Source organism: Rhizobium sp. SRDI969 (assembly GCF_025152725.1).
GTDB classification, from domain to species: domain Bacteria; phylum Pseudomonadota; class Alphaproteobacteria; order Rhizobiales; family Rhizobiaceae; genus Rhizobium; species Rhizobium leguminosarum_I.
In genome coordinates, this window is the sequence record NZ_CP104035.1 from 3,702,061 (window position 1) to 3,719,210 (window position 17,150).

11 protein-coding genes and 1 pseudogene are annotated in these 17,150 nt (G+C 62.5%); 7 read left to right on the forward strand and 5 right to left on the reverse strand.

Annotated features, from left to right (window positions below; genetic code table 11):
* Positions 1-9: 9 nt before the first annotated feature.
* From N2A41_RS18440 to N2A41_RS18460, 5 genes are all read right to left on the reverse strand, one after another.
* Positions 10-501 (reverse strand): tripartite tricarboxylate transporter TctB family protein, encoded by a 492-nt coding sequence (locus N2A41_RS18440; RefSeq protein WP_017967878.1) that lies wholly within the window; start codon positions 499-501, stop codon positions 10-12.
* Positions 498-1,442: a Bug family tripartite tricarboxylate transporter substrate binding protein gene (locus tag N2A41_RS18445; RefSeq protein WP_003552759.1), complete on the reverse strand. Its 945-nt coding sequence runs from the start codon at positions 1,440-1,442 to the stop codon at positions 498-500. Before N2A41_RS18445 ends, N2A41_RS18440 begins: the two co-directional genes overlap by 4 nt.
* 254 nt (positions 1,443-1,696) lie before the next feature.
* Positions 1,697-2,743, reverse strand: coding sequence for an ABC transporter substrate-binding protein (locus N2A41_RS18450; RefSeq protein WP_003552762.1), 1,047 nt, complete (start codon positions 2,741-2,743; stop codon positions 1,697-1,699).
* Between the two features lie 88 nt (positions 2,744-2,831).
* On the reverse strand, positions 2,832-3,344 hold the full coding sequence (locus N2A41_RS18455; RefSeq protein WP_003552765.1) for a GNAT family N-acetyltransferase: 513 nt from the start codon (positions 3,342-3,344) through the stop codon (positions 2,832-2,834).
* Positions 3,345-3,414: 70 nt separating this feature from the next.
* The gene (locus tag N2A41_RS18460; protein ID WP_003552767.1) at positions 3,415-4,284 is read right to left on the reverse strand and encodes an ornithine carbamoyltransferase; all 870 of its coding nucleotides are present in this window, start codon (positions 4,282-4,284) and stop codon (positions 3,415-3,417) included.
* Positions 4,285-4,719: 435 nt separating this feature from the next.
* On the opposite strand from N2A41_RS18460, the pseudogene N2A41_RS18465 reads away from it, so the two are divergent.
* From N2A41_RS18465 to N2A41_RS18495, 7 genes and pseudogenes are all read left to right on the forward strand, one after another.
* Positions 4,720-6,587 (forward strand): annotated as a pseudogene (locus tag N2A41_RS18465) (TPR end-of-group domain-containing protein).
* 199 nt (positions 6,588-6,786) lie between these two features.
* A complete protein-coding gene (locus N2A41_RS18470; RefSeq protein ID WP_260109431.1) occupies positions 6,787-7,464 on the forward strand; it encodes a response regulator in 678 nt (225 codons plus the stop codon).
* Complete coding sequence (locus N2A41_RS18475; protein WP_260109432.1) at positions 7,461-8,843, forward strand: sensor histidine kinase; 1,383 nt, start codon at positions 7,461-7,463, stop codon at positions 8,841-8,843. The genes N2A41_RS18470 and N2A41_RS18475 overlap by 4 nt, the downstream gene beginning before the upstream one ends.
* Positions 8,844-8,946: 103 nt before the next feature.
* Positions 8,947-12,273, forward strand: coding sequence for a transglutaminase family protein (locus N2A41_RS18480; protein WP_162116957.1), 3,327 nt, complete (start codon positions 8,947-8,949; stop codon positions 12,271-12,273).
* A 27-nt stretch (positions 12,274-12,300) separates the two neighbouring features.
* Positions 12,301-14,718, forward strand: coding sequence for a circularly permuted type 2 ATP-grasp protein (locus tag N2A41_RS18485; protein WP_260109433.1), 2,418 nt, complete (start codon positions 12,301-12,303; stop codon positions 14,716-14,718).
* Positions 14,715-15,602: a transglutaminase family protein gene (locus N2A41_RS18490; RefSeq protein ID WP_260109434.1), complete on the forward strand. Its 888-nt coding sequence runs from the start codon at positions 14,715-14,717 to the stop codon at positions 15,600-15,602. The genes N2A41_RS18485 and N2A41_RS18490 overlap by 4 nt, the downstream gene beginning before the upstream one ends.
* A 117-nt stretch (positions 15,603-15,719) precedes the next feature.
* Positions 15,720-16,940, forward strand: a complete 1,221-nt coding sequence (locus N2A41_RS18495; RefSeq protein WP_260109435.1) for a TadE/TadG family type IV pilus assembly protein — start codon at positions 15,720-15,722, stop codon at positions 16,938-16,940.
* The last annotated feature ends 210 nt before the right edge of the window (positions 16,941-17,150 follow it).

Genomic DNA, 17,150 nt, shown 5'->3' on the forward strand with positions numbered 1-17,150 from the left:
TCGGCGCGGTCAGAAGAACAGATGTTCGAGCGGGCCGGCCGGCAGCGTCAGTTGCAGCAGCTGCGAGAAGATCGCCCAGACGACGAAGCTGATGACGATGCCAAGCGGCAGCGAGATCCAGAGCTTACGCTTGCCGAAGCCGCGTGCCGTCAGCGCGAAGAGAATGCCGGTCGCGATCGAGAAACCGGCGACGCGCAAAAGCAGCATCTGGCCGGCAAGACCGGCGACGATCCAGATGACGGGTGCGACTTCCTGCCGGTCACGTTCGGGAAAATCGCCGCGCCAGGCTTCGAAGGCGGTCCAGATCCCGAGACAGAAGAGGCCGAACGCCACCACTTGAGGCACTGTCGCAGGACCGATGCGGTCGTACTGCGCGATCGTTTTCAGATGCAAGGCATCCCAGGCCATCACGCCGGCGACGACGAAGAGGAAAACGGCAATGATGAACGCCGCCCAATCAGGGCGGCGTATTGTTGCCGAGGAGGTGTTATCCTCGCTCATTGAACAAGTCCGATGTCTTTGAGTATGCTTTCAGTGGCCGAGACATCCTTCTCGAGCTGCGCCTTGAAGGCATCGCCGGACAGATAGGTGTCGGCCCAGCCCTTGGTCTTCAGGGTTTCCTGCCAGGTGGCGGAGGTATGCAGCTTCTCGAAATCGGCGGTGATGGCTGCGACCTGCTCTGCCGTGAGGCCTGCGGCAGCGGCGACCATTCGCCAGTTCTGGATGGTGACGTCGGTGCCGGCTTCCTTCAGTGTTGGGGCATCGACGCCGTCGATGCGCTTATCGCTGGAGACTGCGAGAAGACGAAGCGTGCCTGACTTCACCTGCGATTCGAACTCGCTATAGCTCGAGACGCCGGCCGTGACCTGGCCGCCGAGAATGGCGGCGAGCGCTTCACCGCCGCCGGAGAAGGCGACATAGTTGATCTTGGTCGGATCGACGCCGGAAGCCTTGGCGATCAGGCCGACGGTGATATGGTCGGTGCCGCCGGCCGAACCGCCACCCCAGGAAACCGAACCCGGATCCTTCTTCAGCGCCGCAACGAGATCAGCCATGGTCTTGATCTCGGATGCAGCAGGAACGACGACGGCCTCATATTCGCCGGTCAGACGGGCGATCGGCGTGACATCCTTGAGCGTCACCGGCGACTTGTTGGTGAGGATCGCGCCGACCATGACATAGCCGCCGACGATCAGCGAGTTCGGGTTGCCGGCAGCCTGGCTGCTGAACTGCGCAAGGCCGATGGTGCCGCCGGCGCCGGGGACGTTCTGGACCTGCACGTTGCCGGAGATCTTCTCCTGCTGCAGCGCGGTCTGCAGCGAACGGGCCGTCTGGTCCCAGCCGCCGCCTGGCGCGGCCGGCGCGATGATGGTGTAGTCGGCCGCATAGGCCGGCAGCGCGATGGTCGCTGCAAAAAGGGTTGCGATGAACGTATGCTTCACGATGTGTCCTCCGTCGGCGGCTGAGCAGACCGCCTGTTATTCTCAAGGGAATCGGGAGGAATGGCCGGCCAGCGGACGCAAGAGTCCTGAATGACGAGCGGAATACCTCCCAAGGCTTCAGCTCTCCGCCTCCACGGAGAAGAAGTAGCCAAAGCGACCATAACAACCTGTCATCTAGCTGACATCGGCGAGATATCCAGAAGCAGCGGACACTTTTTTGCCGTAATTGGCAGGTGCCGGTCCAAATCCCGCCTTCACTGCATCCGCAGAACCTCGTTCCAGTGCGCGATCAGCCGCGCCCGCTTCACCTGGTCGAGATAGACCATCAACCCGGGGCTGACAGGCACCGGCCGCAGTTGGGCACCGAGCAGTTCTTGCAGCGTATTGGCGGTATTTTCCCCTGCCACCTCGGGGCTCACGGCCGGGATCTGCAGCTCGCGCGCCATGATCGTCTGCCCTTCCCTCGACATGAAGAAGGTCAGGTAACGCCGCCCGAGCTCCGGCTCGGCGGCGGCCTGCGGCACCAGGCCGATCCGCGACATCACCACCGTATAATCTTTCGGCAGCACGATGCCGACATCGGGATAGCGCGAGGCCCAGTCGGCAGCATAGGAGCCGAGAATATTGTAGCCGAGCACGAAGCGCCCGTCGGCAACACGTTCGAGGATCGCCGAACTCGTCGAATAAAGCTTGACGCCGGCAGCCCCCATCGCCCCGATCACCGACCAGATGTCGCCGAACTGCTCCTGGTCGCGCGCCATGAAAAGAAAGCCGACGCCGGAGCGCTCGATATCGTAGGTACCGATCCGCCCATGGACGTCGTTGCCCTTGCGCTTCAGATAATCGACGAATTCAGCCCGAGAGCTCGGCACCGGCTCATGCGCGAAGCTCGGCTTGTGATAGACGAACACCGCCGGCTCGAAGGTGAGCGCATAGGCGGTGTTACGCCAGTTCGCCCATTTCGGCCATGGCGCACTCATCGGCAGGTTGCTGACCTGCGCATAGCCGTCGTTGGAAAGCTTCACCTGCAGGTCCATCGCCGAGGAAAAGGCGAAGTCCGCCGTCTTCTTGCCGGCATCCGTCTCCCGGACGATCCGGTCGTAGATGTCGCCCGTCAGCATGTCCTCGTATTTGACCGCGACGTCGGGATTGGCCGCCTGAAAACCCCGGATCATCGGCCGCGCCAACGGTTCGTCGAGCGAGGAATAAACCGTCAGCACCGGCGCATCGGCATTGCCCGATTTTGCCGGATAGAAGGCCTGATCCGCCAGGGCAAAACCCGGCCAGAACGCCAGCAGCAAGATGAAAACTCTCCTCATGCAGCAACAATGCCTGAGCGCGCCGGGAGGAGCAAGGCGCGGCCGAGGCGGCACGCGGTGCGTGACGGGATCACAGTTCCCGCTCGAAGAAGAGCAGGATCTGCTGGAGCTCCGGCGGAACCGGATAATAAGCATCCCGCTCCCGGAAGCCGAGGCGGCGATAGAGCCCCTGCGCTGCCGTCTGAAAAATGCCGGTATCAAGCCGCATCGAGTGATAGCCGTCAGCTCTCGCCTGGGCGATCGATGCCTCGCAGAGCGCGACGGCAACACCACGACCGCGAGCGGCGGCCGAGACGAAAAGCCTTTTCATCTCGGCAATGTCAGGCGCCTGCGCGTGATGCATGACGCAGCCGACAGGCTCTCCATCGATCCGCGCCAGGAAGATCGCGCCCTTCGGCCTTGCGTGAATCTGCGGCAGGTCGACGAGCAGCGCCTCGAATTTTTGCGGGTTGTAATAGAGATCGATCACTGGCCGATGCTGGGGGTAATTGTCATAGAGCCATTGCCGGAATGATCGGCAGAGGCCCCGTACGGCGATCATCTCCGTCTCGCTGTCAGCGAGTTCGATCGTTAGTCCCGCCATCTGTCAAACCTCCCGATCCCTCGCCGCTTCTATCATGAACATTCTGCGCAGTGGAGATCGAAGGCCGGAACTAGGCGAGGATCCACTCCATCAACGCATTCTGCGCGTGCAGCAGAAAGGCCTTGGCGGCGCGACTTTGGCAAAGCGGATGCTCCATCGCCCCAGCCGTCACCTCCTGGCCGCGCGTAACCGGCGGGCACGGCAGGAAGATTGCATCCTCTCGCAAACGATCGAGCACGACGGTCCCAATCCGGTAGCCGGCGAGCGCCTCCCCCGCAACGTCACTCGGCCATGAATCGGTGATGACGACCTCGGCATCCGATAGCTCGCCCATGTCGGTGCTCGCGCGGAAGCGCCCATTGAGCCACGCGCTGTCTCGGACGTGCCAGCGTTCGGGATAGACTTGGACCACCTCGATCGGCAGCGCAATCGACGCTTCGACCCAGGAGCGGAAGATATTGGCGTCCGCCGCCACGCCGGCGACCTTCAACCCATCGATCGAGCCGCGCCGGCTCTTGATATAGGCAAGGTCGCCGAGCGTCTCGCAGGGGTGGTTGGAGCGTGTGCGCGCATTGATGACAGGCACCGGCGAGGCTGCAGCCACCGCCTTCAATGTCGCAAATTCCTTCGTGCGGATCACCACCATGTCGAACCAGTTGCCAAGATAACCCGAGAGATCGCCGGTGTCCTCCCTGGCATTGAAGCCGATCGGCACGTGCACGCAGATACCGCCCATCGCCTGGATGCCGAGATCGAAGGCGGTCGTATTGCGCCAGCCGCCATCATCGACAATCAGCGCGACGCGTTTGCCCGCAAGGCTCTGCGGCATCGTGCGCTCGTCCCAGGCTTTGGCAAGCTCACCGGCGCGACCCATGATCGACCGAAGCCCAGCCTCCGGAATATCACGAAACTCCAGAAAATTCCGGACCGGACCTGTCATTCCTACCCTCGTTGCGCTTGAAACCGTCGCCACAATAACCAGCCCCCACCTCACGGCAACAGTTGAGGCAAGCGCAAATCACCATTTCATCCGGTTTTTGATTCCCTCCCGATTCGTCTTTCAGGCTATGCCTCCAGCTCCGGTTCAAGCCTTAAATCGCTCGGCGATTGGTTTTATGATGCCGATTCAGAAACTGTCGACCAAAGCAGAACATTCCGTTTTTCTCCGATGTGAATTGTCCTTTCATCATAAAGGATTAGGGATCGGTTCCATCCTTCACCCTTTTAGAGTATTGATGAAGATCAACGGGGTTTATACGGTCCGCTGCCGCGTAAAGACGTCGAAACCGCCCGAATTTCTTTTTCGGGGGACGACTCTATGCGACAAAAACTCTATAAATAGCTAGGTTAATCTGGGAAGATCCATGGAGGGGTCATGGAACGACGACTGAGCGCTATTCTCGCTGCGGATGTCGTCGGCTACAGCCGACTGATGGGCATCGATGAATCCGGCACCCTGCAGGCGCTGAACCGCCATCGCTGCGAGCTGGTCGACATTCGCATTTCCGATTACAAGGGCCGGATCGTCAAACTCACCGGCGATGGCATCCTTGCCGAATTCCAGAGCGTGGTGAATGCGGTCGCCTGTGCCGCCGAAATCCAGCGCAGCATGGCGGCCCGCAACGAGAACGTGCCCAAGGACGAACGCGTTGAATTCCGCATCGGCATCAATCTCGGCGACGTCGTTGTCGAGAACGGCGACATATTCGGAGATGGGGTCAATCTCGCCGCCAGGCTCGAGCGCATCGCAACGCCGGGCGGCATCGCCGTGTCGGCCTCGGTGCGCGATCAGGTCGGCTCGCGCCTCAATCTCGGCTTCAATTCATCGGCGAACATATGCTGAAGAACATCCGGCAGCCCGTTCAGGTCTATACCGTCAGCTTGGCACCGCCTTCCTCCGCCAGATTGGTCGCGCAGAACCGCAACACCTGCTTCATCGCGGTGCTTCCCTTCACCAATATGAGCGGTGATGCCGACCAGGATTATTTCTCCGACGGCATCACCGAAGACATCATCACCGATCTCTCCAAGATCTCCAGCCTGCACGTCGTGCCGCGCAATACCATCTTCACCTACAAGGGCATATCGGTGAAGGTGAAGCGGCTGGCTCAGGAGCTTGGCGTGCGCTACGTGCTCGAGGGAAGTGTGCGCATCGTCGGCAATCGGGTGCGCATTTCCGGTCAGTTGATCGACACCGCCAATGGCGACCATCTCTGGGCCGAGCGTTACGACCGCGACATGACCGACATCTTCGCCATCCAGGACGAGATCACCCATGCGATCGTCGGCCAGCTGAAGGTGCGCCTGCTGCCGGAAGAGAAGAAGGCGATCGCCAATGAGCCAACCGCCAATGTCGAGGCCTATACCTACTATCTCAGGGGCCGCCAGCTCTCCCACACCTGGACCAAATCTTATCTGCAGCTCGCAAGGCGCATGTTCTGCAAGGCGGTCGAGCTCGATCCGGATTATGCGCGCGCCTATGCCGGCATCGCCGATTGCGACGCGGCGATCCGCGATTGGGCGCCTGATGACGTGCCGCTGAGGCGGATCCTCGACATGAGCGCCCGCGCCCTGGAGCTCGATCCTGACCTTCCCGAAGCCCACGCCTCCCATGGTCTCGCCCTGCACCAGAGCGGCTACGACGACAGGGCGGCGGCGGCCTTCGAGCGTGCCCTGGCGCTCGACCCGAATCTCTTCGAGGCGAATTTCCACTATGCCCGGTTCTTCTTCATGCGCGGCAACTTCGCCGAATCCGTGCAATATTTCACCCGCGCCGCCGCAATCCGCCCGGATGATTACGTCTCGCCGATCCATCTGATGTCCGCCTACCGCTCGCTCGGCCGGGTGCTGGATACGGAAAACTGGGCGCGCCTCGGCCTGCTCCGCGCCGAACGCGCCCTCAACCTCAATCCGGAAAATTCCGGCCCGGCCCATCGCGGCGCGCTGGCGCTTGCCCATCTCGGCGATGCGGCAAGGGCACGCGACTGGGCGGCTCGTGCGATCGCCATCGATCCCGACGACATCGTCGCGCAGTACAATCTCGCCTGCGTCTACTCCGTCCTCGGCGACCTCGACCAAGCGATTGATCTGCTGCAGAAGCTGCTGCCGAACAGCTCCGTCTACCATATCAAATGGTTCGATAATGATTCCGACCTCGACAACATCCGCGACGATCCCCGCTTCCAGAAACTCCTCGCCGCCGCGATGACGCAGCGCGAGCGGATCGAAAGAACCGGGAGCTGAGGTCGAGCCTTTCCCGGCCGTTCACTGGCGCATCGGCCAGAAAATCGCAATCGATTTTCGGAAAGCACGTTGCGTAGATTCAAAGTGTTACAGCGCCCTTTGCGCGGCTGATAAGGCGCGCGGCGCTGTAAGCTTCAAAATCGCTGTGACATCCCTCCTTCACCTCTGTAATCTCCTTTGAAAAACAGGGGAAACATCCGTGCGCATCCTGCTCACCGAAGACAATATCGCGCTGGCCGATGGCCTGTCGGTGATCTTGCGCGGCACGGGCCATGCTGTCGATGTCGTCCATGACGGGGCGTCTGCCGATGCGGTCATCGCCGCGGAAAGTTTCGATCTGGTGATCCTCGACCTCAACCTGCCCGAGATGGACGGGCTCGACGTGCTGCGCGCCATGCGCGCCCGGCAGAACCAGGCGGCCGTTCTCATCCTGACCGCGCGCGGCACGCCGGAAGAACGGGTGAAGGGCCTCGATCTCGGCGCCGACGACTATCTGATCAAGCCCTTCGACATCGCCGAATTCGAAGCCCGCGTGCGCGTATTGCTGCGCCGCCAGGCCGGGCTGCGCTCGGCGACCGTCAGCTTCGGCGGCATCTCCTTCGATCTCAATTCCCGCACCTTTTCATCGGGCGCCACGCCCCTCGATATTCCCGCCCGCGAGCTCGGCCTGCTCGAAATCCTCTTCATGCGGGCCGGCAAGGTCGTCGCCAAGGAGGCGATCATTCAATCGCTGACGGCCTTCGACGACGACATTTCCGCAAACGCCATCGAGCAATATGTCAGCCGCCTACGAAAGCGCCTGTCGCCGCACGGACTGACCGTGAAGACTGCTCGCGGGATCGGCTATTATCTCGACAAGCTGCCCGAGGCCTCATGAAAGCCGCCTATTCCCTCAGACGCCGGCTGCTCTTCTGGCTGCTGGTCTCGACAGCCGTCATCGGCGCGCTGGCACTCGCCGATACCTACCGCGAGGCGGTCCAGACTTCCAATATCGTCTCCGACCGCGTCCTCGCCGGTTCCGCGTTGGCAATCGCCGAGCGCGTCGTCGTCGCCGAGGATGGCACGCTGCAGGTCGATATCCCCTATGTCGCACTCGAGATGCTGACCTCGGCCGCGCAGGATCGCGTCTTCTACCGCGTCGACGGCCCGCCGGGCCGATTCATCACCGGCTACCAGTCCTTGCCGGTCCTGAAGAAGACGCCGGGCGATGCCGCCTCCTTCGCCGACAACACCTTCCGCGGCGAACCGATCCGCGTCGCCACACTTGAACGTTCGGCATCGACAGGAATCCGCTCCGTGCCCTTCGTCGTGACGGTGGCTGAAACCGCCATCGCCCGCCGGCAGTTGGCGCGGGCAATCCTTGTCCGCTCCGCACTCCGCCTCGCCTTCATGATCGCGGGCGCGGCCGTCATCGTCTGGATCTCGGTCACGGTGGCGCTCCGCCCGCTCTACAAGCTCGGCGACGCCATCGGCGAACGCAGCCCCGATGATCTGCATCCGATCAAGCAGACCGTACCGAGCGAGGTCGAGCCGCTGGTCGATACGGTGAATTCCTTCATGGTCCGCCTGCAATCGGCGCTGGATGCGCTCCGCCATTTCACCGGCAATGCCAGCCATCAGCTGCGCACGCCGCTGGCGATCATCCGCACTCAGCTCGCCCTTTCCGCCCGCGCCGGCTCGCTCGATGAGGCCCAGGCGGCAGCACTGAAGGGAGACCAGGCGGTCGCACATGCCGAACGCATCCTCGCCCAGCTTCTCCTGATGGCCAAGATCGACGCCGCCACCGCCAAGGAGGCGCTGACCGCCTCCGCCATCGATCTCGCCGCCATTGCCCAGGAGATCACCGGCGAACAGATCCCGACGGCCGCCGTCGCTGGCATCGATCTCGGCTTCGAGGGCGAGAGCCCGGCGATGGTCCGCGCCGAGCCGCTGCTGATCGGCGAAATGCTGCGCAACCTTGCCGGCAATGCCATCGCCTATGCCGGCAAGGGAGCTGAGGTCACCGTCCGGATCATCGCCGCCTCGGAGACAATCCGCCTCGAAGTCGAGGACAATGGCCCCGGCATTCCGCGCGAGAAGCTGGAAGCAGTGCGCCGGCGTTTTTCGCGCGGCAATGATTCCGGTGCGCCCGGTGCCGGCCTCGGCCTGCCGATCGTCGAAGAAATCGCCAATCTTTTCAATGCCGCGCTGACGCTGGAGCCGGGCACCGGCGGCAAGGGCCTGAAGGCGGCTGTCACCTTTGCCAAGGCGGCATAAAAGCTGCCTGCCTTTCCGCCTTGCTTTCTTTCGCTGCATTGCACACACTGATTTTCGGGAACAGCAAGCCGCACGACGATGCGAGCCGGATAAAAAGAGAAATATGTCGATCAAAGCCAGCATCTATCATCTGACGCATTACACCTATGACAAGCCGGTCCGCCTCGGCCCACAGATCATCCGGCTGAAACCTGCCTCGCATTCGAAGACACGGGTGCTCAGCCACTCGCTGAAGGTCACGCCCGCCAACCATTTCGTCAACCTGCAGCAGGACCCTTACGGCAACTACCTTGCCCGCTATGTCTTTCCGGACCCTGTGACCGAATTCAAGATCGAGGTCGATCTCGTCGCCGACATGACGGTCTACAATCCCTTCGACTTCTTCGTCGAGGAAGAGGCGACCAAGTGGCCCTTCGGATACCCTGAAACGATCCAGGAGGATCTGTCGATCTACATGACGCCGGAGCCGGCCGGTCCGCGCCTGAAGGCGCTGCTGCCGACGCTCGACTGGTCGCCCGACCAGCCGACGGTCGATATGATCGTCGGCCTGAATGCCCGCTTGCAGCGGCAGATCGGCTATGTCATCCGCATGGAAACCGGCGTGCAGACGCCGGAAGAAACGCTGGAAACTGCCAAGGGCTCCTGCCGCGACACCAGCTGGCTGCTCGTCCAGATCCTTCGCCATCTCGGCCTCGCCGCCCGCTTCGTCTCCGGTTACCTCATCCAGCTGACGCCGGACCTGAAGGCGCTCGACGGCCCCTCCGGTACCGAAGTCGATTTCACCGACCTGCATGCCTGGGCGGAGGTCTATCTGCCCGGCGCCGGCTGGGTCGGCCTCGATCCGACGTCCGGCCTGCTGACCGGCGAAAGCCACATCCCGCTTGCCGCCACGCCGCATTACCGCAACGCCGCGCCGATTTCCGGCGGTTATTTCGGCGAGGCCGAAACCGAGTTCGCCTTCGACATGAAGGTCTCGCGCGTCGCCGAGCACCCGCGCATCACCAAGCCCTTTTCCGATGAAAGCTGGGAGGAGCTCAACGAACTCGGCGAGAAGGTCGACCGCGTCCTCGAGGCCGAGGACGTGCATCTGACGATGGGCGGCGAACCGACCTTCGTTTCGATCGACGACTTCCAGTCCGAGGAGTGGAACACCGCCGCCGTCGGCCCGACCAAGCGCGAAAAGGCCGACATCCTGATCCGCAAACTGCACGAACGCTTCGCCCCCGGCGGTTTCCTGCATTATGGCCAGGGCAAATGGTATCCGGGCGAAAGCCTGCCGCGCTGGACCTTCTCGCTTTACTGGCGCCGCGACGGCAAGCCGGTCTGGCAGAATCTCGATCTGGTCGCCGCCGAAGGCAAGGATACCGGCGTCAAAGCCGAGGATGCTGAAAAGCTCTTGACGGCAATCGCAAAGGAGCTGGCGATCAAGCCCGACATGGTGCAGCCGGCCTATGAGGACCCCGCTGACTGGATCATCAAGGAAGGCAGCCTTCCCGAAAATGTCGATCCGTCGAATTCGAAGCTGAAGGATCCCGAAGAGCGCAGCCGTATCGCCCGCGTCTTCGCCCGCGGCCTCACGACCCCGACCGGTTACGTCCTTCCGGTTCAGGCATGGAACGCCAAGGCAGCCGAAACACGGGTCTGGGTGAGCGAGAAATGGCGCACCCGCCGCGGCAAGATCTTCCTCGTCCCAGGCGACAGTCCGATCGGATACCGCCTGCCGCTCGGCACGCTGCCCTATGTTCCCCCGGCGCGTTACCCCTATATACACCCCGCCGATCCAACGATCCCGCGCGGACCTCTGCCTGATGTCTTCGTGCCGGCCGGCCGCGCCATGCCGGAAGCCTCCTTCCATGCCGACGAGAGCAATCGCGGCCGGATCGAACAGACGCTCGGCGAGCTTCGCGGCGCCGTACGCACCGCCATGTCGGTCGAGCCGCGCGACGGCAGGCTCTGCATCTTCATGCCGCCGGTGGAGCGCATCGAGGATTATCTCGAGCTGATCGCCGCCGCCGAAAACGCCGCCGCCGAGCTCAAGCTTCCCGTCCATATCGAAGGTTATCCGCCGCCGCAGGACGAGCGCATCAACGTCATCCGCGTCGCCCCGGATCCCGGCGTCATCGAGGTCAACATCCATCCGGCCTCCAACTGGAAGGACTGCGTCGACATCACCACGGCGATCTACGAGGAGGCGCGCGCGACCCGGCTCGGCGCCGACAAGTTTATGATCGATGGTCGCCATACCGGCACCGGCGGCGGCAACCATGTCGTCGTCGGCAGCGCCAATCCGAACAACAGCCCCTTCCTGCGCCGTCCCGATCTCTTAAAGAGCGTCGTCCTCCACTGGCAGCGTCACCCCGCGCTCTCCTACCTCTTCTCCGGCATGTTCATCGGCCCGACCAGCCAGGCGCCGCGTATCGACGAGGCTCGTCACGACAGCCTCTACGAGCTGGAGATCGCCATGGCGCAGATCGGAGCCCCCGGCCGTGGCCAGCAACCGCTGCCTTGGCTCGTCGACCGCCTGTTCCGCAATCTTCTGACCGACGTCACCGGCAACACCCACCGCGCCGAGATCTGCATCGACAAGCTGTTCTCGCCTGACGGCCCGACAGGACGGCTCGGCCTCATCGAGTTCCGCGGTTTCGAGATGCCGCCGAACGCGCGCATGTCGCTTGCCCAGCAATTGCTGGTGCGCGCGCTGATCGCCCGTTTCTGGGTCAATCCGGTCGACGGCAAGTTCGTCCGCTGGGGCACGACCCTGCACGATCGTTTCATGCTGCCGCATTTCGTCTGGGCCGACTTCCTCGACGTGCTCGCCGATCTTCGCGAAAACGGCTTCGACGTCAGCCCGGAATGGTTCAAGGCCCAGCTCGAATTTCGCTTCCCCTTCTGCGGCGAGGTCGAATACGAGGGCTCGAAGCTGGAACTGCGCCAGGCGCTGGAGCCCTGGCATGTCATGGGCGAGGAAGGCGCGCCGGGCGGCACCGCCCGCTACGTCGACAGCTCCGTCGAACGCCTGCAGGTGCGGCTCGAAACCAACAACACCTCGCGTTATACCGTCACCTGCAATGGCCGCACCCTGCCGCTGGCGCCGACCGGCACATCGGGCGTGTCGGTCGCCGGCGTCCGCTACAAGGCGTGGCAGCCGGCGTCGGGCCTGCATCCCGTCCTGCCGATCAACACACCTTTGACTTTTGACATTTATGATACATGGTCGAAACGTTCGATCGGCGGCTGCATCTATCATGTTGCCCATCCGGGCGGCCGGACCTATGACACCTTCCCGGTCAACGGTAACGAGGCGGAAGCAAGACGGCTCACCCGGTTCGAACCGTGGGGGCATACGGCGGGCGGATACATTCCGCGCGTCGAGACGGGTTCGCCGGAATTTCCGCTGACGCTGGATCTGAGGCGGCCCGCCGGGGTTTGAGGCCGAGGGTTTGAGGCTTAGGTTTTGATGGGCAAGAAGCCGGCAGTGGAGCGCAGGGAAGAGGCAGAGGACCGCATCGCCAAGAATGCGGCCTTCGACTATGCGCCGCATCCCGATACGGCCGATGAGATGGTCGACAACGACGGCGCCGTCCGCCCCGTCTGGCAAAATTTCCTCTCGCATCTGAGCGCAATGCCGGAAAAGGATCTCGCCGAGCGTTTCGCCCGCGCCGATCGCTACCTCCGTGATGCCGGCGTCTTCTATCGCGCCTATGGCAGCAAGGGCACTGGAGAGCGAGCCTGGCCGATCTCGCATATCCCCGTGCTGATCGACGAGCGCGAATGGCAGACGCTTTCGGCAGGCCTCGTCCAGCGCGCCGACCTGCTGGAAGCGATCATCGCCGATATCTACGGCGACAACCGGCTGGTGGAGGAAGGTTTCCTGCCGCCGGCACTGATCGCCGCCAATCCCGAATTCCAGCGCCCGCTCGCCGGCATCAAGCCGGCATCCGGTCATTATCTGCATTTCTGCGCCTTCGAGATCGGCCGCGGTCCTGACGGCAACTGGTGGGTGCTCGCCGACAGGACGCAGGCTCCCTCAGGCGCTGGTTTCGCGCTGGAAAGCCGCGTCGCGACGACTCGCGCCTTCTCGGATATCTATGCCGAAACCCCGGTCCATCGCCTCGCCTCCTTCTTCGGCGCCTTCCGCGACGCGCTACAGGGTATGAAACATTCGGGCGACGACCGCATCGCCGTGCTGACACCCGGCCCCGCCAACGAGACCTACTACGAACACGCCTACATCGCCCGCTATCTCGGCTTCATGCTGCTCGAGGGCGAGGATCTGACCGTCGTCAAGGGCCGTGTCATGGTGCGCACCGTCGCCGGCTTGAAGCCGATCGGCGTGCTCTGGCGCCGTCTCGATTCGGCGTTTGCCGACCCGCTGGAGTTGAACCAAAATTCGCATATCGGCACGCCCGGCCTCGTGGAAGCGCTGCGCGCCGAAAGCCTCACCATCGTCAATGCGCTCGGCACCGGTATTCTTGAAACCCGGGCGCTTCTCGCCTTCATGCCGACCATCTGTCACCATCTGCTTGGCGAGGATCTGCATTTGCCCTCGATCGCTACCTGGTGGTGCGGTCAGGAGGAAGAGCGCGAGCACGTGGCAAAAAACATCGAAAAGATGGTCATCGGCCCTGCCTATTCCCGTGCCCCCTTCTTCGACGATAACGGCGAATCCGTGCTCGGCTCATCGCTGCGCGCGGCCGCCAAGGATTCGATCACCGACTGGCTGAGTTCGGACGGCCCGAAGCTCGTCGGCCAGGAGGTCGTCACGCTGTCGACCACACCCGCCTGGGTGGACGGCAAGCTCGTGCCGCGGCCGATGTCGCTGCGCGTCTTCGCCGCGCGTACCGCAAACGGCTGGCAGATCATGCCCGGCGGTTTTGCCCGCATCGGCTCCGGCGCCGATGTCGCGGCGATCGCCATGCAGTCCGGCGGTGCGGCCGCCGATGTCTGGATCGTCAGCGACAAGCCGGTCGAGCGCCACACGCTGCTGCCCGCCGAAGGCAGCTTCACCCGCAACATGCCGGGCAGCCTGCCAAGTCGGGCGGCCGACAACCTGTTCTGGCTCGGCCGCTACATCGAACGCGCCGAAGGGGCACTACGCATCCTGCGCGCCTGGCATGCGCGTTACGCCGAAGCTGCCGATCCGAACCAACCGCTGCTCGCCGACGTCTCCGATTATCTCTCAGCCGTCGATATCGATACTGCCGACGCCGTACCGGAAACGCTGATGCGCAACATCGACAGCGCCGTTTATTCGGCCAGCAACATCCGCGACCGTTTCTCGCCGGACGGCTGGCTGGCGCTCAACGATCTCGCCAAGACCGCCCGCCGCTTCCACGTCACCGTCGCCGCCGGCGACGATGCCAGCCACGCGATGACGATCCTCTTGCGGAAGCTTGCAGGCTTCGCCGGTCTCATGCATGAAAACATGTACCGCTTCACCGGCTGGCGGTTCCTTTCGCTCGGCCGTTATATCGAACGCGGCCTGCACATGACGCGCCTGCTCGGCCACATGTCGGGCCCGGAAGCGCCTGACGGCGCGCTCGACATGCTGCTGGAGATCGGCGACAGCGTCATGACCCATCGCCGCCGCTATAACGTCAACACCGCGCGGCTGACCGTCACCGACCTTTTGGCGCTCGACCCGCTCAACCCGCGTTCGGTTCTCTTCCAGGTGAACGAGATCCATCACGAGGTCGAACAATTGCCGAATGCCATGATCAACGGCCAGATGTCGCCTTTCTACCGCGAGGCGATGCGGCTCCATTCCGGCCTAGCGGTGATGACGCCGGAGGGCATGGGCGTCGAAGTCTATCAGCGGCTGGAACGCGAATTGGAACAGCTCTCCGATCTGCTCGCCCAGACCTATCTCGGGTGACGGCCGTGCTCTACGATCTCTCCCTCCACATGGGTTACAGCTACGACGCGCCGGCCTCCGGCGCCCGCCACATCATGCGCCTGATGCCCCTGTCGCTGACCAATCGGCAGCGGCTGATCGCCGGCTCGATCACCATATCGCCCTCGCCGGACGAGCAGTCGCATTTCGTCGATTTCTTCCATCACCCCACCACCTCCTTCCTGCTGCGCGCGCCGCACGAGACGCTCGACATTCGCATGCAGGCCCGGGTACAGGTGGAAAGCCAGCCGATCGCCGCCGATTTCTCGCCGCTGCTTGCCGACCTGCCGGAGGAGGTATCAGGCATGTGGTCGCTGGCGCCGGATTCGCCGCACCATTTCCTCGGTGACAGCCCGCGCCTCACCGAAGCGCGCGAGATCGCCGACTATGCGCGAAGCTGCGCCACGCCTGATCTGACGGCCATGCAGATCGCTCATGCGCTCTGCGCCCGCATCAACAAGGATTTCACCTACGACCCGGAGGCGACGACGGTGGACACCACGCCGCTCGAGGCGTTCAAGCTGAAGCGCGGCGTCTGCCAGGATTTCACCCATGTGATGATCCAGGCTCTCAGAAGCCTCGGCATTCCGGCCGGCTACGTCTCCGGCTTCCTGCGCACGATCCCGCCACCCGGCAAGGAACGGCTGGAAGGGGCAGACGCCATGCATGCCTGGGTGCGCATCTGGTGCGGCGAGACGATCGGCTGGATCGAACTGGACCCGACCAACAACATTCCCGCCGGCATGGACCACATCGTCGTCGCCTACGGCCGGGACTATTCCGATGTCGTCCCCGTCATCGGCGTCTTGAAGAGCTATGGCGGCCACCGCGCCGTCCAGGCGGTCGACGTCATTCCGCTGAAATAATCCCAAAACTGGAAAAATCCGACGATTCGTTAAAATTGTATTGACGCCGTAAGGACGGTGGAAAGGAGAGCGTGCCCAATATCACCTCGACAGGGCCTCCATACACGGGTGAACATGATGAGCACCTCCTTTTTGCATCCCTGCCTGCGTCGCATGCTTGGCGACCGTGGCGGTAATTTCGGTATAATGACGGCGATCGTACTGCCCGTCCTTTTTGGCGCCGCCGGCATGGCGATCCAGATGGGCGATATATTGCTTTCGAAACAGCAGTTGCAGGAAGCCGCCGATTCAGCCGCGCTGGCAACCGCGACCGCCCTGGCAAACGGCACGATCCAAACCTCGCAGGCCGAAGCCTTTGCGCGGGATTTCGTCGCCGGACAAATGGCGAATTACCTGCAGAGCAGCATCGATATCAAGAGCGCGACAGGCGTCGACGTCCGGACAACGACATCGGGAAAGTCGATATCGTACCAGGTGACGGTTTCACCAAGTTACGACCTAGCGGTCAACCCACTCATGCAGGCGGTCGGCTTCAGCACGCAGCATCTTTCGACATCAAGCACAACGATCGGCGGCCAATCGCAAACCCAGGGTTCCATCTCGATGTATCTCGCCCTCGATAAGTCGGGGTCGATGGGAGATCCTACCGCCACCGTCATGACGGAATCATACACCTACAAATGCAACCCTCACCTCAACAAAAACGGTAAGACAATCTACGATACCTGCACCGGCACGCGTACGCGTTATTACACAAAAATAGAAGCGCTGAAGCTCGCCGCTGGCAATCTTTTTGACCAACTCAATAGCGCCGATCCCAATGCCGAATATGTACGCACAGGCGCGGTATCCTACGATATCATTGAATACCCAGCCAGCAGTCTGGCTTGGGGAACTACCGCTGTCACGAACTATGTCAACGCGCTTCAGTCGGGCGGTGGCACGAATTCAAGCGGCGCAATGAACACGGCCTATTCGTCCCTGACGGCTAAGAACGCCGCGGGCAATGACGCCGAAGACGCCGCCCACCAGCAGAAAACCGGGCAAGTGCCGAAGAAGTACATCGTCTTCATGACCGACGGCGACAATAACGATGATAGCAGCGGCGGCCGTTCCTACGATACCGCGACGAAGAAGACATGCGACACAGCGAAGTCCAAGGGCATCGAAATCTATACGATCGCCTTCATGGCACCCGCGGGCGGACAGGCGCTGCTGCATTATTGCGCCTCCGATGACTCACATTATTTCCAGGCGGAAAAGATGGAAGACCTGCTTGCCGCCTTCAACGCGATCGGAGCGAAGGCCTCCGCGCAGCTGACGCGTCTGACGAACTGACGATCGGTCCCCTCGAAAAGCCGAACAATAAGCCGCTCCGGAACAATCGGGAGCGGCTTTTCGTTATCGCTATCCCACCCATCTGATCGGGAAAAGCGATTGAAATCAACCCCTCGACCCCCGTGAATATGAAGGTTTCGCAAATTTTTCGTTTGCCCAAATCCTTTGTTGCAAGTGCTTAGTAACGATGCATAAACTGTCGGCTGCACA